The following is a 21,607-nucleotide window of genomic DNA, read 5'->3' as shown; positions in this document are numbered from 1 at the left end:
CGTATGTTTAAAGAGATCCATAATAAATACCTGCGTTATTTCTCTGTATTTATTTTCTGTATCATCATTTTCTTTTGCGCACTTCAATTAAATTTCCTGTGGCTTTTTGGCTACTCACCTTCTTACAAGGATATAAAAATGCCTACGCAAAGTGTAGGCTCTGAATTATACACTTCAGATGGAAAACTGATTGGCAGATATTACAAAGAGAACCGTACTCCGGTTGTTTACAAACAGATCTCTCCTAGTGTAATCAATGCATTGGTCGCAACAGAAGATGTTCGTTTCTATAAACACATGGGTATTGACTTCAGGTCTCTGTTATCAAGCGGAATTTCAACGGCCACGGGCGATAAACGAGGTGCAAGTACAATTACCCAGCAGCTGGCCAAAAACATGTACCGCACACGGTATAACAAATCACAGGGCTTTATTAAACACATTCCGGTGATCAGAACTATCGTTTCTAAATTAAAAGAATGGATGACAGCTGTAAAACTGGAATCCAACTATTCTAAAAATGATATCATCACCATGTATCTTAATACAGTTTCATTCGGTAACAACGCTTATGGAATAAAAACTGCGGCAAGGGTATATTTTGATAAACAAACGGATTCACTGAGCGTACCAGAATCTGCCCTATTAGTGGGTATGCTGAAGGGAACGACAACTTATAATCCTGTACGTTATCCTGAAAGAGCTTTAGAACGAAGAAACGTTTCTTTATCACAAATGAATAAGTACGGTTATATTACCGCTACTGAACTTACAACTTATAAAAACACGCCAGTTAAACTTAAAGAAGGAAGAGAAGATGAAGGCAGTGATGGAGATTCATACCTGAGAGCCGCAGTAGCTAAATACCTGGAGAACTGGTGCGATAAAAATGGGTATGACTTATACGAAGATGGTCTGAAAATCTATACTACAATTGATTCCAAACTGCAAAAATATGCAGAAGAAGCTGTTGCAGAACAAATGAAAGTGGTTCAGCGAAGATTCTACAGTGTATGGGGAAAAGAAGATCCATGGCAGGATTCAGAGAAAAAGAAAGTTGATTATCCTGGCCGGGCAATGAAAAATCTTCCGATTTATGCCATGCTTGAGAAAAAATATCCGAACAAACCTGATTCGGTAACCGCTTATTTTAATAAGAAGAAGATGATGAAAATCTTCACTTATAAGGGTGATCGCGATACACTCTTTTCTACACTGGATTCTATCCGTTATTACGGTAAAATTATGAATACCGGTATGATGACCCTGGATCCTTTTAACGGTAAAATTAAAGTCTGGGTAGGTGGCTTAGATCATAAGTTCTTTAAATACGATCACGTAAATCAGTCTAAGCGTCAGGCTGGATCTACTTTTAAGCCTTTTGCTTATCTGGCTGCCTTTGAAAGCGGTATGGGCCCTTGTGACACCTTTATAGACAAACCCGTTAAGATCAAATACGAAGAAAAAGGTAAAACAGAATATTGGGAGCCTAGAAATGCCAACTGGCAAAATAGTTACCGGGAAACTTCTCTGCGTGCTGCAATGGGCCGTTCTATCAATACAATCACCGCACAGGTAACAGAAAAAGTAGGTTGGGAAAATGTTGTTAAATGGGCTCACGAATGTGGTATTGATAGTCATTTAGAATCTGTCCCTTCCGTAAGTTTTAGTCCTAATGACGTTTCAGTATTTGAAATGGTAAGAGCTTACGGTACATTCCTTAACAAAGGAGTAAGAACTGATCCTATTTTAGTCGAAAAGATCACTGACCAGGATGGTAACGTTCTGGAAGACTTCGTAGCTAAAACTAAAAAAAAAACTTTCAGAAGAAATTGCCTGGTTAATGCTTTATATGTTCAGAGGTGGAATGGATGAACCAGGCGGAACATCAAGAGCATTATGGGAATGGGATCTTTGGAAAGAAAACAACCAGATTGGTGGTAAAACAGGAACATCTTCAGACTATGTAGATGCCTGGTATATGGGAATCACAAAAGACCTGGTAACTGGTGTTTGGGTAGGTTGTGATGAACGTTCTGCACACTTTAAGAATGGTGAAACTGGTGAAGGTTCACGTACAGCTTTACCAATTTTTGCTAAGTTTATGGAAAAAGTATATCATGATAAAAGTACCGGTTATACTTATGGCCCATTTCCGAAAGCAACTGTTCCGATTACAAGAAACTATAATTGTCCTACTCCTGTTTATGCTGTAGACACCGCTAAAACAGATAGCGTAGCTACAGATTCTCTACACGCGGCCGTTCCATTAGACGGTGATAAACCCTTAGAAAAACAGGATGAAGTAAAAAGTGAGACTCAAAAAAAATCCTGAGCCAGCTCTCAAACAACTTGTACCAGCTGTACCGTTAACAAGAAAAGAAGAAAGAGAATTGAAAAGAAAAAAAAAAACGTCAGGAAGAAAAGGATAAGAAAAGAGAAGAAGAAAAAAAAAAAGGACGAAGAGAAGATAAAGAACGAGGGTAAAGCTAAATAGCCTCCATGAATATTATGCAAAAAGGTCAGCCGGATATAATTCTTGCTGACCTTTTTACGTATCACGGCTTAACAGGTTATTTTTGAACTGTTCCATTTCTCTGTATAACTCAGGGAAATCCGGAAGTATCTGTCTGATCAGACTAAAAATGCGTATTGTATTTCTTTATTTTCCATACCGTCAACAAATTTCTGTTCCTGAATAGCTTCAGATCTCTATTTTTAATAGCACAGTTTTTTTTCTTAAAATATAAAGTCTTTAAGGCTAAGACATAATGCTCAAAGACATCTTCACCTGCGTGGATAATGGCCTGCTCATAGTGATATGCTCAAAGTCAAGACCGATAGTCAGATCAACCCAGTCCGGGTTACAGGAACGCACCAAACGTTCTTTCTGCATTCTGGTAAATCTGCTGATCAGTTTAAAACGACTGAGTGCCTGCGTTTCTGTTTTGAATTCTTCAAAATAAACCAGTCGGGTAAGTTGCTGTCCGCTGTCAAAAAACAGGCTGGGCATTTGTTTATAAAAATCAAGCGTCTTAATTAAATCAGCGCTCATTCCAACATGTAAACTAGTACGGTTTCTATCGGTCACGATGTAGACAAATTTTCTCATTGCTTGTAGTTTAAATTATTACCACTAATTAAATTAGTATATATATTTGCAGTGCGAATAAATATCACTAACTTTATTGGTACAATAATACTAACAATTTTAGTAAAAACAAATTATTTTTAATCTTTTATTTTATGTCGAATATTTCCGTAAACCTCAAATACTTAAGAAAGAAAAAAGGCCATACACAACAGCAATTTGCTGATTTGATGGGAATTAAAAGATCACTGGTTGGAGCATACGAAGAAGACCGTGCAGAACCTAAATATGATTTGCTAAAAAAAATAGCAGAACATTACGAACTAACCATGGATGAATTTATTAACGAAATCATCAATGATAACTGGAAACCTAAATTAAAAAGCCAGGGTTCTAATTTGAGGATACTAAGTATTTCAGTTGACCAGAGTGATAATGAAAATATCGAGATGGTTCCGGTAAAAGCCAGTGCAGGTTATCTTAATGGCTTTTCTGATCCTGAATACATCAAAGATCTCCCTAAGTTCCAATTGCCCCTGCCGGCATTAAAACATGGTACTTTCAGAGCTTTTGAAATTGTTGGGGATTCTATGCTCCCTATTCAACCGGGAAGTATAATTATCGGTGAATATATGGACAACTGGAATGATGTTAAAACAGGAGAAACCTATATCATCGTCAGTAAAAATGAAGGTGTGGTCTATAAACGTGCAGGAAATCGTTTCAAAGAGAACAAAGAATTGAAACTGATCTCTGATAATAAGATGTACGACCCTTATAATGTTCCTGCTGAAGATATACTTGAAATCTGGAAAGCAAAGGCTTATATCAGCTCTACGTTACCTGATGCCACACCAGAACCTACCATGGAAACCCTGACTAACATGATGTCCCAAATGCAGAAATCAATCTCGCAGATGAACAAGAACTAAACTGTTAATGAATAAAAAATAAATTGCTTTTAAACCCTTTCTCTATTTTTCACTCTATGCTTTAAAACAACATACAAATGAAACCATCATGTGCAGCAGAACACAAAGCGAAATGAACAAAACCGGGTAGCACATGATAGCTTCATCATCCGCGCTAAAAAACAATTATATCCTTATGAAAACAATCGTTTTAACATTAGCCATAGCAATAATCGGATTGACTTCCAGTTATGCGCAAACCGCAGGCAAACAAAAAATGACTGCAGAACAGAAAGCAGAGAAAAGCACTGCCAAACTGGAAAAAACACTTACACTGACTACCGATCAGAAACAAAAAATTTATGCGGTAGAACTTGACAAGTACAAGCAGAGTGAAGCCTGGCACAAACAAAGCAGTGCAGACAGGAAAGCAAAAAAAGATCAGCATGTCGCTTCAAAGAAAGAAACTGATGCTAAGATCGACCAGGTATTAACCGTTGATCAAAAGAAAAAACTGGAAGATTTGCGTACCGCAAAGAAAGCCAGAATGCAGGAAAGAAAAGATAATCACAAAGGATCTAAACCTGCTGATAAAGTACAAGAATAAGAACGGGGCTCAGGCCCCAATATTTTAAGCATAAAAAAAGGGAGCAAATTGCTCCCTTTTTTGTTGATGTTATATATTTCTATTTAACTGTATCAATTACTGCTTTGAAAGCTTCTGGATGATTCATAGCTAAGTCAGCTAAAACCTTACGGTTTAAACCAATGTTTTTAGCTGCTAATTTACCAATGAATTGAGAGTAAGAAATTCCATACTGACGCGCACCAGCGTTAATACGTTGAATCCACAAACCGCGGAATTCTCTTTTCTTAACTTTACGGTCACGGTATGCATACTGCAAACCTTTCTCAACCGTATTTTTTGCTACAGTGAATACTTTACTTCTTGATCCCCAATAGCCTTTGGCCATATTAAGGACTTTTTTCCGTCTTCTTCTCGAAGCTACTGCGTTTACCGAACGTGGCATAGTGTTGTTGTTTTTTGATAAACGGTGTTGCGTATTTCAGCAAACTTACTACCGGGTACCTGGTTAAAAAATTTAATTATTTACCGATAGCAAGCATACGCTTAACGTTGCCCATATCAGCAGCTGACACCATTGAGGTGTGACCCAAATTACGCTTACGTTTAGTAGACATTTTTGTTAAAATGTGACTTTTGTATGCGTTTTTTCTTGCGATTTTACCGGTTCCAGTAAGCGAAAAACGCTTTTTAGCACTGGAATTGGTTTTCATTTTTGGCATAACCTGTTCTTATTTATGTAATTTATTTATTTTTTTTTTTGCAACTTTTGGAGCCAGTGTAAGGAACATACGTTTACCTTCTAATTTAGGTAAAAGTTCAACCTTTCCTATGTCTTCCAAAGCTTGTGCGAACTTAAGCAATAAGATCTCTCCCTGCTCTTTATAAACGATCGCTCTACCTTTGAAATGCACATATGCTCTAACTTTCTCTCCATTTTCAAGGAAACTAACTGCATGTTTCAGTTTGAACTGGAAATCATGATCATTAGTGTTAGGTCCAAAACGGATCTCCTTAATAATGGTTTGTTTAGCATTCGCCTTAATCTCTTTCTGCTTTTTCTTTTGTTCGTAAACAAATTTGCTGTAATCGATTATTCTACAAACCGGTGGAACTGCGTTTGGTGATATTTCTACCAGGTCCAACTCCAGTTCATCGGCAAGGGCTAAAGCTTTTGCCAAAGGATAAATCCCTGGTTCAACATTATCGCCAGCTAATCTAACCTCCTGGGCTCTGATAAACTGATTAATATTATGTTCTGCTTCTTTTTTTTTTTAAAAGGAGGACGTGGTCCCCTATTAAATCCTGGTCTGCCTAATGCCAAATTTATATACTATTTAAACTGTTATTTCTTTAATTAATAATTCACTGAACGCCTGGATAGTCATTTCTCCTAAATCTCCTTCTCCATGCTTCCTTACTGATACCTTGCCTTCTGCCATTTCCTTCTCTCCGATAATCAGCATATAAGGAGTTTTTTTCACCTCAGCGTCCCTGATTTTCCTTCCGATTTTCTCATCACGAAAGTCAATCAAACCGCGAATATCGGAATTATTTAGTTCATCTGAAACTTTTTTAGCATATTCTTCATACATACTTTTCTGAAATAGGAAGGATTATAAATTGTTCAGGAGAAAGCCATAATGGGAAATTTCCAGCACAATGTTCAATCAAAACTGCTATAAAACGCTCCAAAGAACCAAATGGAGCACGATGGATCATTACAGGTCTGTGTTTCTGGTTATCGCTTCCAGTATATTCCAGTTCAAATCTTTCAGGTAAATTATAATCTACCTGGATAGTTCCCAGCTGCCATTTTCTACCTAAAGCATCTTTCACCATGAAATCCAGTTTCGGGCCATAAAATGCAGCTTCGCCATATTCTGTTACTGTATTTAAACCTTTTTCGGCTGCAGCTTCAACAATTGCATCCTCAGCAAGCTTCCAGTTTTCATCAGTACCAATATATTTCGATTTGTTTTCCGGATCTCTTAATGAAATCTGGGCAGTGTAACTCTCAAATCCTAAAGACTTAAACACATACAATACCAGATCAATCACCTTCATGAATTCATCTTTCACCTGGTCCGGACGACAGAAAAATGCGCATCATCCTGAGTAAACCCACGAACTCTTGTTAAACCATGTAACTCACCACTTTGCTCATAACGGTAAACAGTACCGAATTCTGCCAAACGCAGTGGAAGATCTTTATAAGAACGTGGTTTAACTTTATATATTTCACAGTGATGCGGGCAGTTCATTGGTTTTAGCATGAACTCCTCCCCTTCCTGAGGTGTTTTTATACCCTGAAAAGAATCTGCACCATATTTATCCCAGTGACCAGAAGTTACGTAAAGATTTTTATGACCGATATGTGGTGTAATTACCTGTTCGTATCCTGCTTTTCCTTGTGCTTTAGTCAAGAAGTTAACCAAACGTTCACGCAAAGCAGTTCCTTTAGGTAACCATAATGGTAAACCCATCCCCACTTTTTCTGAGAAAGCAAATAATTCAAGTTCTTTTCCTAATTTTCTATGGTCGCGTCTTTTAGCTTCCTCGATCATCAACAGATATTCTGTTAATTCACTTGCTTTAGGAAAGTAACCCCATAAATACGGGTTAATTGTTTTTTAGTTTCATCACCTCTCCAGTATGCACCTGCAACGTTCATTAACTTTACAGCTTTGATAAAACCTGTATTCGGAAGATGAGGGCCACGACATAAATCAGTAAACTCACCTTGTTTATAGAAAGTGATTTTACCATCTTCAAGTCCCTGCAAAAGGTCTAATTTATACTCATCATCCTTTTCAGTAAAATAAGCAACCGCATCTGCTTTAGAAACATTTTCCCTTACAAAAACTTCTTTTTGTTTTGCAAGTTCCATGAACTTGGTTTCTATCGCTTTAAAGTGATCTGATGAAAATTCCTGATCTCCAAAATCAACATCATAATAGAATCCTGTTTCAATAGCAGGGCCAATACCGAATTTAGTGCCTGGATATAATGCTTCCAGAGCTTCAGCCATAATGTGAGCAGAAGAGTGCCAGAAGGTAGCTTTACCAGCTGTATCATTCCAGGTTAATAATTTAACTGCTGAATCTTTTTCAATAGGCCTGGAAGAATCCCAGACTTCGCCGTTAACTTCGGCTGCTAAAACGTTACGGGCAAGACCTTCAGATATCGATAACGCAATCTGGTGGGCACTTGTTCCCTTTTCATATGGACGTACTGAGCCATCCGGAAGTGTAATGTTAATCATCTACAACTATGATTTATATGTGAATTTAATGAATTTTAGTACCGAATCACTTACAAGGTGATTTCCTGGATACAAAGGTAAGTTTTTATGCTGCATTCAGGGAAACAAATTGAAAAATGGGGCAAATGTCTCTATTTGTTTTCCTTACTTTATGATTGATGACGATAATCAGGCAACCAGCGTACCCGTCTCATTTTCCAGCGGTACCATCTCTTTTTCAAAAATGTCCTGGATAGTTTTTATTTCCGCAGCATAAATTGTTTTTTTCCGCATAGCGAAATGAAGCGTATTTTCCATCACTTTACTTCCTTCCCAGATTAATTTTACACTGCCATAAGGATTTCGTTTCTGCATAAAAAGTCTGGCAATACCGCAAAGCCTTTCATTCCTTTGATACACCTGACGATAGAGCTCATATTGGGAACAATATAGTTAGGTTTAAAATCCAGTCTTTTATTAAAATTATAATGCCAGAACTTCATCAGATGCTCCATATCACCAGACGTACCGTACCAGATCTGGTGTTTCAGCCATTCCTGCATACCTTTCAAATCTCCATTTTTATGTATCAGGTCAAAATCTGCTGTATCATTTTTTGATCCTGCTACCAGCACAATTCTCTCTTTTGAAAAAGGCTTATAGGCAATATTCTTCATGGTACTCTCCATATGAGGCGTAATAACCATATCCAGAATTCCGTTATCCAGATCATTCAGCATTTGCGGATAATCACCGAATTTCACAATCACATTAAATGATAAACTTGATAAATAAGGTTCAAGCATCAGCTGGAATGTTTCAAAACACATTCCTAAACTTAATGTAGGTTTTTTTTTCGGTACTCCGGTGAAAATGCTTCTCAGCTTCCTCCAGTTTAAGTAAAGCTTCCAGCACAAAATTATACATGACTTTACCCCGTTCTGTAGGAACCATTTTTCTGGAAGTCCTGTCAAAAAGTTTATATCCTACATAAGATTCTAAAGAGCTTAAATGTAAACTTACCCCCGGCTGAGAAACAAAAAGTGCTTCTGCAGCTCCTGTTAAGGTCCCAGTTTCATAAATAGCTTTAAAAGTCCTGTACCATTCGAGATTTACCATAGCATTATAATTATGATACAAATATACGATTTATATCATAATTATAGATTTAGAAATTTTAGGCTGACATAGCTCTACCTGTTAATCAGCGAATAAATAACAGCATCAAGAAATTTGCCATCAAAGAAGCTGTTTTCTTTAAAATGACCTTCTTTCACAAAGCCATGTTTGATTAACACCTTTTCAGACGCATAATTGTCCGGGTCAATTACTGCTTCAAGCGAATGGAATTTTTTCAATACATTAAATTAAATGCATAATCAATCACAGTCCCTAATGCTTCATTGATAATTCCTTTTCCATGATAATCAGGATGAAGAATATAACCAGTTTCTGATCTGTAGTTTTCAGGCTGCATTCTGATCAGACAGATCATCCCTAATAACTTTGGATCATCTTTAAATGAAATCCCCCAATTGATAAAGTTGTTTTCTTCAATCCCCTTATCGACCACTTTGATATGATCAAGTGCATCCTCTTTGGTTTTTGCAAGAGGCCTTGGAATGTATTTCATAATCTCTTTATCAGATCTTATTGCAAATACTTCATCCACGTCTGCAGGAGTAATTCTTCTTAATATTAAACGCTCCGATTCCAATACAGGAAAAGGATCAAGATTAATTTTTAGCATATATAATAGTTTCGGTTCCTTTTCCCATAATTACTTTCGAAGTAAGCTGCACAAACAGTCCATGCGCTAAAATTCCTTCTATCCTGTTTAAACGTTCTGATAATCCAGCCGCGTCATTGTCATTGATCAGTCCAAAGTCTGCATCGACAATAATATTATGATTATCAGTGATAAACGGTTTATTATCTTTCATTCTGACCTCTCCTTTACCATTTAATTTAGCCAGCTGCTGCAATACATAATTAAGCGCAAGAGGCACTACTTCAATTGGGACTTTAAATTTGCCCAGCTGAGTAACCAATTTGCCTGAATCTGCGATTATAATTTCATTTTTAGTCAGCGAGGCTACAATTTTTTCTCTGAATAATGCACCACCACCACCTTTAACCAGGTTTAATTCTGTATCAAATTCATCAGCCCCATCTATAGTGATATCAATAGCTTTAACCTGTTCCATAGGTAACAATTCTATACTCAGCGAAACAGCCAATGTTGCTGTATGTTCTGAGGTAGGTACTCCTTTAATTTTCAAACCATTTTTTACTAACAGAGCTATTTCCTGAATCGCAAAAAATGCTGTAGAACCTGTACCTAACCCAACGATATCATTTTAATAAATTTAACTGCCTCTCTGGCTGCGATCTGTTTTTCAAGATCCTTTTTATCAATTGATTGCTTGTCCAAGATGTAAAGATTAAAAATGTAAATGAGCGGCGCCGTATGCTGCTAAAATTAGTTAAAAAAACAGAAGGCCACAAATCAGAAAAGCCCGGCCATAACGGCCAGGCTTCCTGGTATAAACTCATTTTATAGCAACAAAAAATCGAGAATCTTATTTAGAAATAACAGCTGTTTCATTCACCATTAATCTCCAGTGTTCGTTTTCAGGGATACCTGGTTTACGCTTACCAAAGAACTGAACAATGATCTCACCAAACTGATCAAAAACTTCAATACTGGTTACAATACCATCTGCCGTAGGCTTTTTAACTAACCATACCGAGGCAATTGCATCTTCACGCAAATGCATATTAAAATCAGGGTCCAGCACATTAAACCATGGCCCGGTCTGCAATAAATTCTTAACCAGACCAGTATGAATTTGTATACAACCTGCACTTCCGGTAAACACCATAATTTCCAAATCAATTTCAGAAGCTTTTTCAATAACCGATTTCAAAGATTCTTTAGTGATGCTCACTGCATGACCTTCTGGAGCAAGACGTAAACCTTGTGTTCTGGTGACACCAAATTTCCTCAGCATACCATGAAAATCATGTGTATCCTTTAAAGATAACCAGGTATCTTTAAAACCTGCGGCATCAATTTCTGCATCCGGTTTTTCTTCTACTATCTTTTTATCTTTATTGATAACTAAAACTGCATTTTGATCATGTGCTATAAACGTATTTACCAATGTATCATAGGCTTGCACATCACTTGTTTCTACCAGATAAATCTTGTGAATAGCTTCACCGTCTTTACCAAAAAACTGCAAGCTCTTTCTGCCATTTTCATCTACTGCGAAAGCAGAAGACCATTGCATCATAAACAACCTTAAATCAATATCCGGATTTACAGCAAGTCCCATTGGACCCGAAAATGTCACATTTTTTTATAAACTCCTTTACGTTCATGTACACAATAGTCATTACGTGTTAAGGCCATTACTTTACCTAATGATTCTACCGCTTTCAGAATATCCTGAAAATCATTAGTCAAACGGGTAACCGTTTCACCAATAGAAGTAGCCAGTAATTCTGCTTCAGTTGTATCTAATTGTTTAGCAGCATCTCTTATTCTTACTTTAGGATTTTCTGTTTTGAAAGCTTCCCATTGACTTTTTAATTCTATTACTTTTTCCATTAATACTAAATTTTATGTTTGTATAGTTGCTGGAATAACCAGCGGACAATTATATCCTTCACAAGCCATTAACTTAACGTTAATACTGAAGGTTTCATGTATATTCTCACAATTAATTACTTCTAAGGGTGTTCCCATGGCTACCTTTTGCCCATCTTTCAGCATCAATATCTTATCTGCAAAACGAGAGGCAAAATTGATATCATGTAAGATACAGATTACACAATACCCCCTGTCAGCAAGCCTGCGCGCCAGCTCCATAACCTGCTGCTGATAAAGCAGATCCAAACCATTTGTAGGTTCATCTAAAAACAGACATGCATCCGGACAATCATAAATCTGAGCCAGTACACGTGATAGTTGCACGCGTTGCTGTTCCCCTCCTGAAAGCGTATTATAATCTCTGCCCGAAAGATGGGTAATTCCCGTTTCTTCCATCACCTTTTTCACTATTTCCATATCATGCGGGCCAGGCTGATGTTCAAAATGAGGATATCTGCCCATCATAACCAGTTCATTTACGATAAAAGAAATGGAAATTGTATGCTGTTGAGCAAGTACCGCACGTCGCTTTGCCAGTTCAGGCAGCTTATATTGTTTCAGCTCTTGTCCACGCAATAGAATATTACCATAAACAGGCGAAATTTCTCTGCAGAGCAATTTCATCAGTGTGCTTTTCCCTGCCCCGTTAGCACCAAGCACAGCTAGTAATTCACCGGACTTCACTTCAAAGCTCAAGTCTTTGACAGTTCCTTCTTCCCTATTTGATAAGTGATATTTTTCACCTGGATCATAACTTATAATTTATTTTTATTTCGTTCGGTAACAATGATGTACATAAATACAGGTGTCCCTATCAGGGCTGTCAGAATACCAATAGGCAATTCTGCCGGGGCAACTATAGTTCTGGCTGCCATGTCTGCGGCTGTTAATAAAGCAGCCCCCAGAATAGCAGATCCCGGGATAATCAACCGGTTATCCGAGGTAAAAGTCATCCTCAAAATATGAGGGATAATCAGCCCGATAAACCCGATTATTCCTGCCACAGCGACTGAAGCGCCAACTGCCATAGTAGCTAATATGATGATGATCCTTTTCATTGTAACCACATTGATTCCCATATGCAATGCCTGTGCGTCACCCAATGCCAACGCATTTAAGGATTTAGCAAGAAATGGAAGAATAATGACAGGTATAATAATAAACGGTAACAGCCCGCTTACAGTTTCCCAGCTTGCACCTCCAAGACTGCCCCCAGACTCCAGAAAGTAATCGCTGGCAATTGCTCATTAGTAGCCATATACGTTAATAACCCCACAAAACCTGCCGCTAAAGAATTAATCGCAATGCCTGATAACAACAAGGTAGCAACTTCAGTTTTACCATGACGCGAAGACATTCTATAAACGAGAAATGTAGTCAAACAAGCCCCAAAAAAAGCAGCCAGAGAAATGGCATAAAAACCAATAATCCCGTTTAATTTTGAAAAAAGCCCCACTTCTAATACAATCACTATTACCGCAAATAAAGTAGCACCAGCCGATATACCTATCAATCCTGGTTCTGCCAATGGATTTCTAAACAGTCCTTGTATAGCTGCGCCCGAAATACCGAGTCCCGCGCCAATTAACACTCCCAAAATCACCCTTGGTAATCTTATATTCATCAATACTGCTGCCTGTTGTGGTTTAAAATTCACAGCATCCGAAATTCCGGTTTTATAGGCGATGATCGACAGAAATTCAGGTATTGCAATCGTTACCGCTCCTATACAGGAAGACAGGATTACAACTGCAAGCAATAAAAACAGCAGTAATAACAGAATCAGTTTAGTTTTTTTACTCAATTTATTTTAGCAGCTAATTCCTGAATAGCAATTCCCAGACGTGGGCCAAAGCTGCCTAACAACTCTCCGTCCATGCTGATTATTTTTTTATTTTTACCTGCATTTGTTTCTTTGATCCCCTGAATTTCAGACACGCCATCCGGGCCTCCTAAACTTTGTAAACCTGAATCAAACAGCAGGATAATATCTGGATTAGCTTTCACTAAAGCCTCGGCAGTTAAAGGTTTATAATCAGCAAATTCAGTTACTGCATTCTGACCACCAGCCAGTGTAATCGCATTTTCTACCTGCGTACCTGTACCGCCAACCATCATCGTTCCCGCACCTCTTGCATAAATAAATAGTACTTTAGGTTTCTTAGCAGCCATTTTGACCTTTGCCAGATCAGCGTCTAATACTTTGATCAGAGAATCGCCTTTGGTTCTTACATGCAAACTATCTGTCAGCGTACGGATCAATTGTTTCGTCCCTTTTACAGAAAATTCCTGATCAACTAATAAAAGTTTCACACCCGCAGTTTTAAACTGCGCTGCAAGTGCAGGACTAAAGTCTTTTTTGATCCCGATAACCAGGTCAGGCTGTAAAGCCAGTATTCCTTCGGCATTGATATTCTTGTTATGCCCTACTTTTGGTTTTGCTTTCAGGCCCACTGGATAATTACTGGTAATATCTGTACCAACAATGTTTTTTTCTAAACCAGCACCAGCCAGCACTTCGCTGATTGAGCCACTTAAGGATACAATTTTAATACTGTCAGCAAGACCGTCAGATTTTGTTTCTTTGTTTGTATTACAGGCACCCAGGCTAAGTACCGCCATCGCTGCTAATAAAGTAAGTTTCATATTTTCTATTTTTTGTAATTGACTAAATAACCAAAGGCCGCTTTCATATCCATGAAAGCCGCCTTCGCAACCTAAACTAACCAAGTTTATGCCTTTTTAACCAGTTTATATTCGATAACCGGTTTACCGCGAACCCCTCCATCACTAGCATGGAAGTTCACAAAATTCAATTTATAGATATTACCTGCACCATCTTTAACCAGGTAGAAACGATCTGTTTTTACGCCCACAGGCTTATCAACAGTCGATCTCCAGTTACCAGCGATTACTTCTCTTTTACCAACAAACTTCACCGTTGACAGGTTCGCTTCTGCAAAATCAGCAAAACTCACTTTACTATCTGCTACGAGAACCTCAGCAGCTGTTACCCCACCAACAAAATTGATCAGTACAAAATCAGAGAAAGTATAAGGGATCGTCTCATTAGCTTTGTAAGTTGCTAATGTCCATTCGATATCCCAGTTTGCTTTAGCTGGCTCAACATCAACAGCACCATTAGTAAAGGATACATGTTTAAAGTTGAAAGCCCCATCTTTAGCAACATTCAGGCTTTTGAAAGTTTTATCAGAGATTTTACCATATTGTAAAGTATATCCCGTGCCTGTACGGATTACACGGATTTTTTGCCATCCTGTTGTACCACCGCGATTAACAATATAAACTTTGTTATCTGCATCAGCTGCAGAAATTGTTTTGATTACTGTACCAGCCAGATAAGTTGAGAGATCACCCACAATCGGATCTATATAATTGAAACCACCTGCCCCCTGTCCCAGACTCAGCGTACCTGCATTTGCCAAAGCAACAGTATCAGCCTCAGTCACCTTACTTAAATCTGTCTCATTTAATGCAATAGCAGTTGCACCAACGGTATTGTTCAGGATTACTTTAAAATCGGGTCCTGAATAGAAACCTAAGTCCCATGACGCACGGGCTACAGAAGTTTGTTTATCAGCACTGAAATCTACAAAAACACTGTTTCCCGCAGACGAACCAGGTTCTGTACCGATAAGCCCGTTTAACGTAATCTTACTTCCTGTAGAAGCAGGAGTTGCAATAATTGGATCACTATCTTTTTTGCAGGCTGTAAATGCCGTTGCAAAACATAGTAAGGTGATAAGTTGAGTAAATTTGTTCATTTTGTGTATGATATAGTTAATAAATATTGTTTAATCTTTTGACCAGTTGAAACTTAACCCAACTACGTAAGAACGGCCATAACCCATTGGTACGGGAGCACCTGTACTAACATGTGCGCCTCCGCTACTTAAAGAAGTATTGCTTAGCGTAGTGATATCGAGCAGATTGTTTACACCAGCATTCAGATTAAATGATTTAAATAATTTCTTTGTCATCATCAGATCTACAATGGTAGACGAACCTATTTTTGCCAGTCTTGCCTTTTCTACCTTACCATCCATATAGCTTTCGTAGCTCCTTCTTGTGCCATTAAACTTTGCTGAAAGATTTGCAGTTGCACCCAGCCCGGGAAAATAATAAGCCAGATTTGTATTCACTTCTGGTGACCAGACAAATTCGGGTGTCTCTCCTGCTTGTGATAAAGCCTCACTTAATTTATTATAAGTACCGATTACAGAAAATCCAACAGTTGCCTGAACATTTTTCCAAATCATAATATTCTCTAAAGTACCCGCAGTAGTTCTGAATTTATCTATATTAATTAAAGTAGTTACGGTATTATCTGTTGCAGAAACTTGAAAATCAATTCTGTTTTTAATGTTATTATAGTATCCGCTAAGTACAGATTTCAAACTAAAATCTGCGGTTTCAATCCCGGAAAAAGAAAGAGAAGCGGTATAATTATTAGATTGTTCAGCTTTTAGATTCGTATTCCCCAAAATCGTATGATTAGAATCTCTAAAGTCATAAAATAGTTCCCGTAAAGCCGGGGCACGGAAACCACTGGCATAGCCCAGACGTAAATCCAGTTTATCAGTCAGACTGATTTTGGTATTCAGAGATGGAATAACAGGTGGCGCATCGTAAATAGAATTTTTGATAAACCTGAAACCCGGACGAATAACGACCCCTTTAGCTAAATTAACTTCTGAAGAAATGAAAAAAGCATAATCATTGATTCTTGGCCTACCCAGAACCCTTGCCCCACTCGCAACATCAGTACTAATTTCTATTCCTGGCTGGAAGGAAATCTGATCAGACATTTTATATACCATTACTGTTCTGAAAGCTCCTGAATTAAATTTAGCGACATCCTGATCACCCGGCTCAGAAGTCAAACTATCCAGGCCTGTGGCAAAATTATGCAGCTTTGTTTGAGTTGCCCGTTTCAGGTTATTATAAGAAATTGAAGTGCTCAACTGAAATTTATCATTCAAACGATAATCTCCCTGCAACAAATGAACATAGCGGTTGGTGATATATTGCTGCCTGCGCGATTTATTTTCATTCACCAGATAACCACCTTCACTATTAATGGTTTCATCCAGATAATCAAATCTATAAGAGATATTGAAATTATTATTTCTGTAACCAAGCTTTCCATTGGCCATCCATTTTAATTTCGGTTTCCAATAGGTTGCACTGATATCATCAGGTAAAACAGTAGGTCCAGGTCTATCAAAACCATTAAATTCGTCACGGGTAAGTCCAACAAGTGCACTCCAGCCCTTATTTTGCCAGCCAGCTCCTAAATGCTGCATGTGTTTTCCGGACCTGCCAAACGGGGAATATTCTTTTCCAGCCGTTTCTTCCTGAATTCTTGCGTTAATATTAAAAGTTTCTTTACCTGCTCTTTTAGTGATTACATTAATGACCCCAACAAGTGCATCGGAGCCATAGGAAACGGAAAGCGGCCCTTCTACAATTTCAATACGTTCTACAGTATTAATATCTATTTGATCCAGACTTTCACGAGCATCCCCCCTGTCAATCATTGGTACGCCATCCAATAATATCTTTACACTGCGACCAGACATACCCATCATTTGCACATCGGTTGTTCCCAAAGTAAGGTCATTGGAGAATCTGAATCCCAGTTCTGTATTTAAAACCTGCTGAATATTTGCTGCTGCTTTCAGACGAATACGTTCGGCGTTAATTATATGTGTTCTGTAAACTGAATTCTTTAAAGATTGTGGCTGGAACTCACCGGTAACAACTACTTCTTTCAGTTCATTGGTAGTAGTATCTTTTTTCTGTTTACTAAACGAACTTTTGTTCTGAGCATTAATTGTCGCAGTGAATATAAATATTGTAATCAGGAGTAAACCAATTCTCATTAAAAAACCTATTTAGAATTATTTTAAATAATATTACAAGTATAAGCACTTATTTAGAACAATTACAAATTAAAATGAAAATAGTTTCTAATACACTGCAAATGAATGCAGTATATTCAGAGAAACATATATAAGAGGAATTTTTTTTTATTAGTTTTTATAATCGCCAAAACCAAATTTCCGGTTTTTCAAAACCAAATTTCCAATTTTGATTATTTGTTAGCGCTTTAAACCGCCTATTTACAACAAGTTTAAATGCAATAAAAACACTATTTAAACATTATTTAAACACTACTTTTATTGCATTTAAACTTGCGAATATGGATGTGTTTTTGTATCTTTAAGTACAATTAGTAGACACAATATCATTGTGACTTATTAAGTAAACTTTACTTTTTAAGCGCTTCTTTTATTATCAACCTCAACTCTTTTTCTTCCACAGGAGACACGATACTATTAATCAGTAGCGATTTATCATCTGTTGTATCTATATAGCCTAAGAAGCTTCCTTTAATGGTTATATTAAACAGATAAGGTTGCCCTTTAACCTGACTAATCGTAATATCCTTCCCATTTACCTCTGTTGTGAATTTATCCATACACAAAATTAAGAAATGTAATTAAACAGCGAAGCCCCAACCTGCTAGAATTGGAGCTTCTTTAATGTGGTGTGTGCTTTAATCTTCTTTTGTCTTCGATGCAGACCCATCTAAATTAGCATAATAATGCTTCTTAACACCTAAAGGCTGTAATTTAAATGGTGCACGCCTAACATCAGTTATATCAGATTTAAGAATCCCGTAGGGCAGACAGAATCAGACTGATTGCCACCAAGACACCGGAAATACTTGTCATTTTCACCAATGATGTATGTAACGTGACCACCACCGTCGCGTTCTTTAATTGCTGTATCACCCACCATTGCATCTTTAATAGCCACTTTAATACCCCACGATCTCCACCACAATGATGACAACAATTTAGAAGCAGGTAGCTTAAGCCAGCCAGTACGATAAGCACAGATAGCCTTAAAGAGCCCGCACCACGGCACACTGTCTGCTGGATACCAACCTATAACACCAAGGAGTACAGCCCAACGCATGATATCTACGTTGTTACCTGTTCCCTTTGTTTCAAGTAATCCATTGTGCCGAATAGCCTCCTGTAATTCCTTTGGTAAATCTTTAGCTGAATTCAGCCAGGCATCTATGCCTGTAAATAGTTTTCCCATCGTTATTTAATTAAAGTGTCTTTATCTCTCGCTAAAGCCTGCAATGATTCAAGCTTAGTGATCACCTGTCACTACCATATCCAATAAATAATGCCGATACCATTGTTACTTCCTGACCGAAGAGTGCAGATGAAAAACGGATTCCGATAAACACAGGCAATGCGCTCGCAAGAAGCTTTAAAAGATTATCCCACACCAAGAATGTCAATGAGAATTTATAAGGTGTCTCAGGACTTAATTTATCCCTTTTGCTTGCCTTAACCCTGAGAGATATAATCGCGCCAATTAGAGCGAATATCATTGCAGCTACAAAAGTTGGCCAATCATTGTTGCCTAAGAGTAATTCAATTAATTTTTCCATTTTAGTTTATTAAATTGTTACAGGTCTAGCGTCCTATCTGACTATGTATTGAAAATGTAAATACACATATCCACCGGAGCCTGTTGCATTTGGGAAATCAAGGGCTACCCGCGCCACATTCGCAGTATTGTTATAAACGTTTGTTGAAGCTTTAACCATACCCCCTCCATAATCTGCAATCCCTATACAATCCGCTCGAAATGTTTGATATATATAGTCGCTATAGGTAAAGTGATGCCAAAAAGACTCTGGTTTGCATTACTCCAAGAAGTTAAAGTAATGGCCACACTTACGTTAACTATATTTCCTACACGGGAATACATTCCATCAACAGCACCAATAACAAAATTGGTTCCGTTTGTTTGAGTTATTACGGGCACATAAGTCCCAGATTCTGTCTTAGCATCTACATAAGTTTTATTGGTAAGCATGTTTCCCGTAGTTGGAACAACCGGTGAGGACACAGACCCGCCAAAATTCCCATTGCCTGACATAGATAATAGACCGTTACCGAAAATACTACCACTAGCATCAAATGTGGAATTACTTAAATTTATGGCCGTACCTTTTATCGTACTCGTAAATGTTTTAATACCACCTATTGTTTCTTGGTTGGACTTATCTACGTAATTTCCTAAAGCCGTATTAATGGCATTGGCTGAAAATCTTTTATTCACAAAATCCATATCACTAACCGGATCTTTACCGGGCCACGCTACCGTTAAACACGGTATTACCTGTAGCATCGAAATTTAAAGTTCTAGAGCTAAAGTCACCAGATATTAATGGAGTCCCCCCCCCGGAACCTGCTGCATTAATCTCTAATCTGTTACTACCTTCCCAATTCCACCCTGTATAAGCACCAAGCATTAAATTATTATCACCTGCGGGCGTTGTAGAACCGTCAATTGTTTGTCCAGCACTATACCCTAAGTAAGTATTTTGGCTCCCCCTTGTCCTAACTGCGCTCATTGTTCCTGCTTGATATCCAACTGAGGTTTACCCACACCAACCGTATTTCTCGCTAATCCTGCATATCCTATAATCACGTTTCTGGATGCACTCACATTTCCCAATCCTGCTGATTCCCCCATTACTAGATTTCTCGTTCCAGTACTTGGCCCTTTACCAAAAATATTAGACCCTATTACAAGATCATTTGTTAATGTCTTTAAACCTCCAATACTTTGAGTACTAGTTTTGTCTACAAAAGCCCCAACCATAGAAGACGCTTTAACATGACGAAGTGAACCATCGGCTCCAATAACCACGACACTATCATTTGTAGATCCCAAAGGAATGTTTTTGATCTTTACTTGCCCAGGGAAAGTTTGTGTTTGTGCAAAACCAATTGCCGTGATTAAGGCAAAGGAGAGTGTTAATATTGATTTAATTTTCATCTGTTGTAATTGTTAGTTTTTTGTAATTGGTTAATTCATTTTCATTCCCACCAAGGAATTTTGCGGTAATAAACTCTACCCCCCAAAAACCCTGTATAATGTCACCCGGCTCAATGTCCTTAGGGTTTCTTGATAGGGAACTTTTAAAGACGATTAGCTTTCCAAGCATAAATGGTATTGTTTTAATTGGTTCGTTCGGGAGCTTTTCGACAATTTTTCTCAAAACGAGTTTAAGACTTTGTGGATCTGTCATTGACAGATCATTAACCATTTCAGTTAATTGTTCATTTGAGTACGCCATATATTTGTTTTAGTTAAATTCTATCTGTTCGATTACAGTGTAACTGGTCGGAGCACTAACATTCCCACCGTTGTACTTCCCGGTGATCATTTTGCCAGGCTCAATAAAACCACGCACCCAATCGTTTACTTGCAAGACATCTCCCGTATTTCCTTGCGCCTTGAAAATCTGAAAAGAGGCATATGCAACCTGAGTACTTACGGTAACTGATATTGTGTTATCGGCACTTATTTTAATTCCTGCACCTTCTTTAAGGATATCTTGCTTCCCCGACAACGTCTCGGCTAATTGACTGACATCACTTATTTCATGCCGATGCACTATATCTGCTTTTTGATCAAAAAGCGACCTATGAGCATTAATATCAACAAGGTGGCCTTTGAATGCATCGTCATCAGCCTTCTGATTGAATCGAAGGTCAAGATTCTCTATGCTTGATGAGGGTATAACATCATCCTTATGAAAGAATGAATCCCATGTATCTGAAAACTGAGACTGAGTTGGCTTTAACCCGGTTTTAAACCAGTTTTTAATCGTGTTTAATGTTTGCTTTCCCATATGTTAAAGTTTAATGATATAGGCAAGGGAATAAAACTGTGGCATTATGCTGAATGACTGACCATTCCCAATTTTAAGTAACTCAACCTTTCCCTGTCCGATATCACCTGATGCAAGAGTTTGCTTACTGTTACCAGACTGGTCTTGCGTTCTGTTTCCCCTCCAAGCCTGTATCGAAATAGGCGGTAATTCATCAGCTTTTATTTCGTGATTTTCGTCCCCACCTGTCTGTGACACGGCATAACGGCTACCTGCCCCAAGAACAAACCGATCCGTCAAATTTGGTCTTCCTTCGTTCCCATCACATAATGCCCATCCCACTGGAATACTGTTTATAGTTCCACTCCAAATCAAAATGCA

General features: G+C 38.0%; 30 protein-coding genes and 2 pseudogenes. 4 read left to right on the top strand and 28 right to left on the bottom strand.

Going from position 1 to position 21,607, the window contains the following annotated elements; genetic code table 11:
- The first annotated feature begins 138 nt into the window (after positions 1–138).
- Both ACWYN3_RS00760 and ACWYN3_RS00755 read left to right on the top strand, forming a co-directional pair.
- Complete coding sequence (locus ACWYN3_RS00760) at positions 139–1,875, top strand: transglycosylase domain-containing protein (protein ID WP_456219429.1); 1,737 nt, start codon at positions 139–141, stop codon at positions 1,873–1,875.
- Positions 1,844–2,335, top strand: coding sequence for a hypothetical protein (locus tag ACWYN3_RS00755; protein ID WP_456219428.1), 492 nt, complete (start codon positions 1,844–1,846; stop codon positions 2,333–2,335). Before ACWYN3_RS00760 ends, ACWYN3_RS00755 begins: the two co-directional genes overlap by 32 nt.
- Before the next feature lie 426 nt (positions 2,336–2,761).
- Here the strand turns inward: ACWYN3_RS00755 and ACWYN3_RS00750 are convergent, their stop codons facing one another.
- The gene (locus ACWYN3_RS00750) at positions 2,762–3,112 is read right to left on the bottom strand and encodes a GIY-YIG nuclease family protein (protein ID WP_456219427.1); all 351 of its coding nucleotides are present in this window, start codon (positions 3,110–3,112) and stop codon (positions 2,762–2,764) included.
- Between the two features lie 134 nt (positions 3,113–3,246).
- Between ACWYN3_RS00750 and ACWYN3_RS00745 the strand changes: the two genes are divergently transcribed.
- Both ACWYN3_RS00745 and ACWYN3_RS00740 read left to right on the top strand, forming a co-directional pair.
- Positions 3,247–4,023, top strand: a complete 777-nt coding sequence (locus ACWYN3_RS00745; protein ID WP_456219426.1) for an XRE family transcriptional regulator — start codon at positions 3,247–3,249, stop codon at positions 4,021–4,023.
- A gap of 175 nt (positions 4,024–4,198) precedes the next feature.
- Positions 4,199–4,609, top strand: a complete 411-nt coding sequence (locus ACWYN3_RS00740; protein WP_456219425.1) for a hypothetical protein — start codon at positions 4,199–4,201, stop codon at positions 4,607–4,609.
- A gap of 79 nt (positions 4,610–4,688) precedes the next feature.
- Here ACWYN3_RS00740 and rplT read toward each other — a convergent pair whose 3' ends face one another.
- The 27 genes and pseudogenes from rplT to ACWYN3_RS00605 all read right to left on the bottom strand — a co-directional run bounded on the left by rplT (position 4,689) and on the right by ACWYN3_RS00605 (position 21,568).
- Positions 4,689–5,033, bottom strand: coding sequence for a 50S ribosomal protein L20 (rplT, locus tag ACWYN3_RS00735; protein WP_068400926.1), 345 nt, complete (start codon positions 5,031–5,033; stop codon positions 4,689–4,691).
- A gap of 76 nt (positions 5,034–5,109) precedes the next feature.
- A complete protein-coding gene (gene rpmI, locus ACWYN3_RS00730) occupies positions 5,110–5,310 on the bottom strand; it encodes a 50S ribosomal protein L35 (RefSeq protein ID WP_041887185.1) in 201 nt (66 codons plus the stop codon).
- A gap of 9 nt (positions 5,311–5,319) precedes the next feature.
- A pseudogene (gene infC, locus ACWYN3_RS00725) lies at positions 5,320–5,912 on the bottom strand (translation initiation factor IF-3).
- Between the two features lie 13 nt (positions 5,913–5,925).
- Positions 5,926–7,853, bottom strand: a pseudogene (gene thrS, locus ACWYN3_RS00720) (threonine--tRNA ligase).
- Between the two features lie 168 nt (positions 7,854–8,021).
- Positions 8,022–8,207 carry a hypothetical protein gene (locus ACWYN3_RS00715; RefSeq protein ID WP_456219424.1) on the bottom strand — a complete coding sequence of 62 codons (186 nt, stop codon included), beginning with the start codon at positions 8,205–8,207 and terminating at the stop codon, positions 8,022–8,024.
- Positions 8,177–8,662 carry a hypothetical protein gene (locus tag ACWYN3_RS00710; RefSeq protein ID WP_456219423.1) on the bottom strand — a complete coding sequence of 162 codons (486 nt, stop codon included), beginning with the start codon at positions 8,660–8,662 and terminating at the stop codon, positions 8,177–8,179. The genes ACWYN3_RS00715 and ACWYN3_RS00710 overlap by 31 nt, the downstream gene beginning before the upstream one ends.
- The gene (locus ACWYN3_RS00705) at positions 8,652–8,951 is read right to left on the bottom strand and encodes a LysR family transcriptional regulator (RefSeq protein ID WP_456219422.1); all 300 of its coding nucleotides are present in this window, start codon (positions 8,949–8,951) and stop codon (positions 8,652–8,654) included. Before ACWYN3_RS00705 ends, ACWYN3_RS00710 begins: the two co-directional genes overlap by 11 nt.
- A gap of 74 nt (positions 8,952–9,025) precedes the next feature.
- Positions 9,026–9,190, bottom strand: a complete 165-nt coding sequence (locus tag ACWYN3_RS00700) for a GNAT family N-acetyltransferase (RefSeq protein WP_456219421.1) — start codon at positions 9,188–9,190, stop codon at positions 9,026–9,028.
- Positions 9,187–9,582 (bottom strand): GNAT family N-acetyltransferase, encoded by a 396-nt coding sequence (locus tag ACWYN3_RS00695; protein WP_456219420.1) that lies wholly within the window; start codon positions 9,580–9,582, stop codon positions 9,187–9,189. The genes ACWYN3_RS00700 and ACWYN3_RS00695 overlap by 4 nt, the downstream gene beginning before the upstream one ends.
- Positions 9,569–10,132, bottom strand: a complete 564-nt coding sequence (rpiA, locus tag ACWYN3_RS00690; protein ID WP_456223340.1) for a ribose-5-phosphate isomerase RpiA — start codon at positions 10,130–10,132, stop codon at positions 9,569–9,571. Before rpiA ends, ACWYN3_RS00695 begins: the two co-directional genes overlap by 14 nt.
- A gap of 282 nt (positions 10,133–10,414) precedes the next feature.
- Complete coding sequence (locus tag ACWYN3_RS00685; RefSeq protein ID WP_456219419.1) at positions 10,415–11,191, bottom strand: hemin-degrading factor; 777 nt, start codon at positions 11,189–11,191, stop codon at positions 10,415–10,417.
- Entirely contained in the window at positions 11,188–11,448 is a 261-nt protein-coding gene (locus ACWYN3_RS00680) for a ChuX/HutX family heme-like substrate-binding protein (RefSeq protein WP_456219418.1), read from the bottom strand. Before ACWYN3_RS00680 ends, ACWYN3_RS00685 begins: the two co-directional genes overlap by 4 nt.
- Before the next feature lie 12 nt (positions 11,449–11,460).
- A complete protein-coding gene (locus ACWYN3_RS00675; protein WP_456219417.1) occupies positions 11,461–12,186 on the bottom strand; it encodes a heme ABC transporter ATP-binding protein in 726 nt (241 codons plus the stop codon).
- A gap of 59 nt (positions 12,187–12,245) precedes the next feature.
- Complete coding sequence (locus tag ACWYN3_RS00670; protein ID WP_456223339.1) at positions 12,246–12,644, bottom strand: FecCD family ABC transporter permease; 399 nt, start codon at positions 12,642–12,644, stop codon at positions 12,246–12,248.
- Positions 12,645–12,667: 23 nt separating this feature from the next.
- Entirely contained in the window at positions 12,668–13,294 is a 627-nt protein-coding gene (locus tag ACWYN3_RS00665) for a FecCD family ABC transporter permease (protein WP_456219416.1), read from the bottom strand.
- Positions 13,291–14,136, bottom strand: a complete 846-nt coding sequence (locus tag ACWYN3_RS00660; protein WP_456219415.1) for a heme/hemin ABC transporter substrate-binding protein — start codon at positions 14,134–14,136, stop codon at positions 13,291–13,293. Before ACWYN3_RS00660 ends, ACWYN3_RS00665 begins: the two co-directional genes overlap by 4 nt.
- A gap of 86 nt (positions 14,137–14,222) precedes the next feature.
- Complete coding sequence (locus ACWYN3_RS00655; protein WP_456219414.1) at positions 14,223–15,275, bottom strand: HmuY family protein; 1,053 nt, start codon at positions 15,273–15,275, stop codon at positions 14,223–14,225.
- A gap of 30 nt (positions 15,276–15,305) precedes the next feature.
- Positions 15,306–17,396: a TonB-dependent receptor plug domain-containing protein gene (locus tag ACWYN3_RS00650; RefSeq protein WP_456219413.1), complete on the bottom strand. Its 2,091-nt coding sequence runs from the start codon at positions 17,394–17,396 to the stop codon at positions 15,306–15,308.
- 389 nt (positions 17,397–17,785) lie between these two features.
- Positions 17,786–17,995: a hypothetical protein gene (locus ACWYN3_RS00645; protein ID WP_456219412.1), complete on the bottom strand. Its 210-nt coding sequence runs from the start codon at positions 17,993–17,995 to the stop codon at positions 17,786–17,788.
- Between the two features lie 179 nt (positions 17,996–18,174).
- The gene (locus ACWYN3_RS00640; RefSeq protein ID WP_456219411.1) at positions 18,175–18,627 is read right to left on the bottom strand and encodes a TIGR02594 family protein; all 453 of its coding nucleotides are present in this window, start codon (positions 18,625–18,627) and stop codon (positions 18,175–18,177) included.
- Positions 18,628–18,688: 61 nt separating this feature from the next.
- Positions 18,689–18,988, bottom strand: coding sequence for a hypothetical protein (locus ACWYN3_RS00635; protein WP_456219410.1), 300 nt, complete (start codon positions 18,986–18,988; stop codon positions 18,689–18,691).
- Positions 18,989–19,170: 182 nt separating this feature from the next.
- Positions 19,171–19,734 carry a hypothetical protein gene (locus ACWYN3_RS00630; protein ID WP_456219409.1) on the bottom strand — a complete coding sequence of 188 codons (564 nt, stop codon included), beginning with the start codon at positions 19,732–19,734 and terminating at the stop codon, positions 19,171–19,173.
- Positions 19,691–19,960 (bottom strand): hypothetical protein, encoded by a 270-nt coding sequence (locus ACWYN3_RS00625; protein ID WP_456219408.1) that lies wholly within the window; start codon positions 19,958–19,960, stop codon positions 19,691–19,693. Before ACWYN3_RS00625 ends, ACWYN3_RS00630 begins: the two co-directional genes overlap by 44 nt.
- Positions 19,957–20,388, bottom strand: a complete 432-nt coding sequence (locus ACWYN3_RS00620; RefSeq protein WP_456219407.1) for a hypothetical protein — start codon at positions 20,386–20,388, stop codon at positions 19,957–19,959. Before ACWYN3_RS00620 ends, ACWYN3_RS00625 begins: the two co-directional genes overlap by 4 nt.
- Entirely contained in the window at positions 20,378–20,689 is a 312-nt protein-coding gene (locus ACWYN3_RS00615; RefSeq protein WP_456219406.1) for a hypothetical protein, read from the bottom strand. The genes ACWYN3_RS00620 and ACWYN3_RS00615 overlap by 11 nt, the downstream gene beginning before the upstream one ends.
- A 9-nt stretch (positions 20,690–20,698) precedes the next feature.
- Positions 20,699–21,247, bottom strand: a complete 549-nt coding sequence (locus ACWYN3_RS00610) for a hypothetical protein (RefSeq protein WP_456219405.1) — start codon at positions 21,245–21,247, stop codon at positions 20,699–20,701.
- A gap of 3 nt (positions 21,248–21,250) precedes the next feature.
- On the bottom strand, positions 21,251–21,568 hold the full coding sequence (locus ACWYN3_RS00605; RefSeq protein WP_456219404.1) for a hypothetical protein: 318 nt from the start codon (positions 21,566–21,568) through the stop codon (positions 21,251–21,253).
- Between the last annotated feature and the right edge of the window lie 39 nt (positions 21,569–21,607).

Source organism: Pedobacter sp. NJ-S-72, from assembly GCF_053890575.1.
Note: the sequence above shows the minus strand (reverse complement) of the source record. Positions and strands in the feature narration are given on the sequence as shown.

Excerpts from the sequence above, each read along its gene's own strand:
- ACWYN3_RS00760 (WP_456219429.1), top strand. The coding sequence starts at position 139 with ATGCCTACGCAAAGTGTAGGCTCTGAATTATACACTTCAGATGGAAAA.
- ACWYN3_RS00755 (WP_456219428.1), top strand. The coding sequence starts at position 1,844 with ATGCTTTATATGTTCAGAGGTGGAATGGATGAACCAGGCGGAACATCA.
- ACWYN3_RS00750 (WP_456219427.1), bottom strand. The coding sequence starts at position 3,112 with ATGAGAAAATTTGTCTACATCGTGACCGATAGAAACCGTACTAGTTTA.
- ACWYN3_RS00745 (WP_456219426.1), top strand. The coding sequence starts at position 3,247 with ATGTCGAATATTTCCGTAAACCTCAAATACTTAAGAAAGAAAAAAGGC.
- ACWYN3_RS00740 (WP_456219425.1), top strand. The coding sequence starts at position 4,199 with ATGAAAACAATCGTTTTAACATTAGCCATAGCAATAATCGGATTGACT.
- rplT (WP_068400926.1), bottom strand. The coding sequence starts at position 5,033 with ATGCCACGTTCGGTAAACGCAGTAGCTTCGAGAAGAAGACGGAAAAAA.
- rpmI (WP_041887185.1), bottom strand. The coding sequence starts at position 5,310 with ATGCCAAAAATGAAAACCAATTCCAGTGCTAAAAAGCGTTTTTCGCTT.
- ACWYN3_RS00715 (WP_456219424.1), bottom strand. The coding sequence starts at position 8,207 with ATGCAGAAACGAAATCCTTATGGCAGTGTAAAATTAATCTGGGAAGGA.
- ACWYN3_RS00710 (WP_456219423.1), bottom strand. The coding sequence starts at position 8,662 with ATGTGTTTTGAAACATTCCAGCTGATGCTTGAACCTTATTTATCAAGT.
- ACWYN3_RS00705 (WP_456219422.1), bottom strand. The coding sequence starts at position 8,951 with ATGGTAAATCTCGAATGGTACAGGACTTTTAAAGCTATTTATGAAACT.
- ACWYN3_RS00695 (WP_456219420.1), bottom strand. The coding sequence starts at position 9,582 with ATGCTAAAAATTAATCTTGATCCTTTTCCTGTATTGGAATCGGAGCGT.
- ACWYN3_RS00680 (WP_456219418.1), bottom strand. The coding sequence starts at position 11,448 with ATGGAAAAAGTAATAGAATTAAAAAGTCAATGGGAAGCTTTCAAAACA.
- ACWYN3_RS00660 (WP_456219415.1), bottom strand. The coding sequence starts at position 14,136 with ATGAAACTTACTTTATTAGCAGCGATGGCGGTACTTAGCCTGGGTGCC.
- ACWYN3_RS00655 (WP_456219414.1), bottom strand. The coding sequence starts at position 15,275 with ATGAACAAATTTACTCAACTTATCACCTTACTATGTTTTGCAACGGCA.
- ACWYN3_RS00650 (WP_456219413.1), bottom strand. The coding sequence starts at position 17,396 with ATGAGAATTGGTTTACTCCTGATTACAATATTTATATTCACTGCGACA.
- ACWYN3_RS00645 (WP_456219412.1), bottom strand. The coding sequence starts at position 17,995 with ATGGATAAATTCACAACAGAGGTAAATGGGAAGGATATTACGATTAGT.
- ACWYN3_RS00640 (WP_456219411.1), bottom strand. The coding sequence starts at position 18,627 with ATGGGAAAACTATTTACAGGCATAGATGCCTGGCTGAATTCAGCTAAA.
- ACWYN3_RS00635 (WP_456219410.1), bottom strand. The coding sequence starts at position 18,988 with ATGGAAAAATTAATTGAATTACTCTTAGGCAACAATGATTGGCCAACT.
- ACWYN3_RS00630 (WP_456219409.1), bottom strand. The coding sequence starts at position 19,734 with ATGCTACAGGTAATACCGTGTTTAACGGTAGCGTGGCCCGGTAAAGAT.
- ACWYN3_RS00625 (WP_456219408.1), bottom strand. The coding sequence starts at position 19,960 with ATGAGCGCAGTTAGGACAAGGGGGAGCCAAAATACTTACTTAGGGTAT.
- ACWYN3_RS00620 (WP_456219407.1), bottom strand. The coding sequence starts at position 20,388 with ATGAAAATTAAATCAATATTAACACTCTCCTTTGCCTTAATCACGGCA.
- ACWYN3_RS00615 (WP_456219406.1), bottom strand. The coding sequence starts at position 20,689 with ATGGCGTACTCAAATGAACAATTAACTGAAATGGTTAATGATCTGTCA.
- ACWYN3_RS00610 (WP_456219405.1), bottom strand. The coding sequence starts at position 21,247 with ATGGGAAAGCAAACATTAAACACGATTAAAAACTGGTTTAAAACCGGG.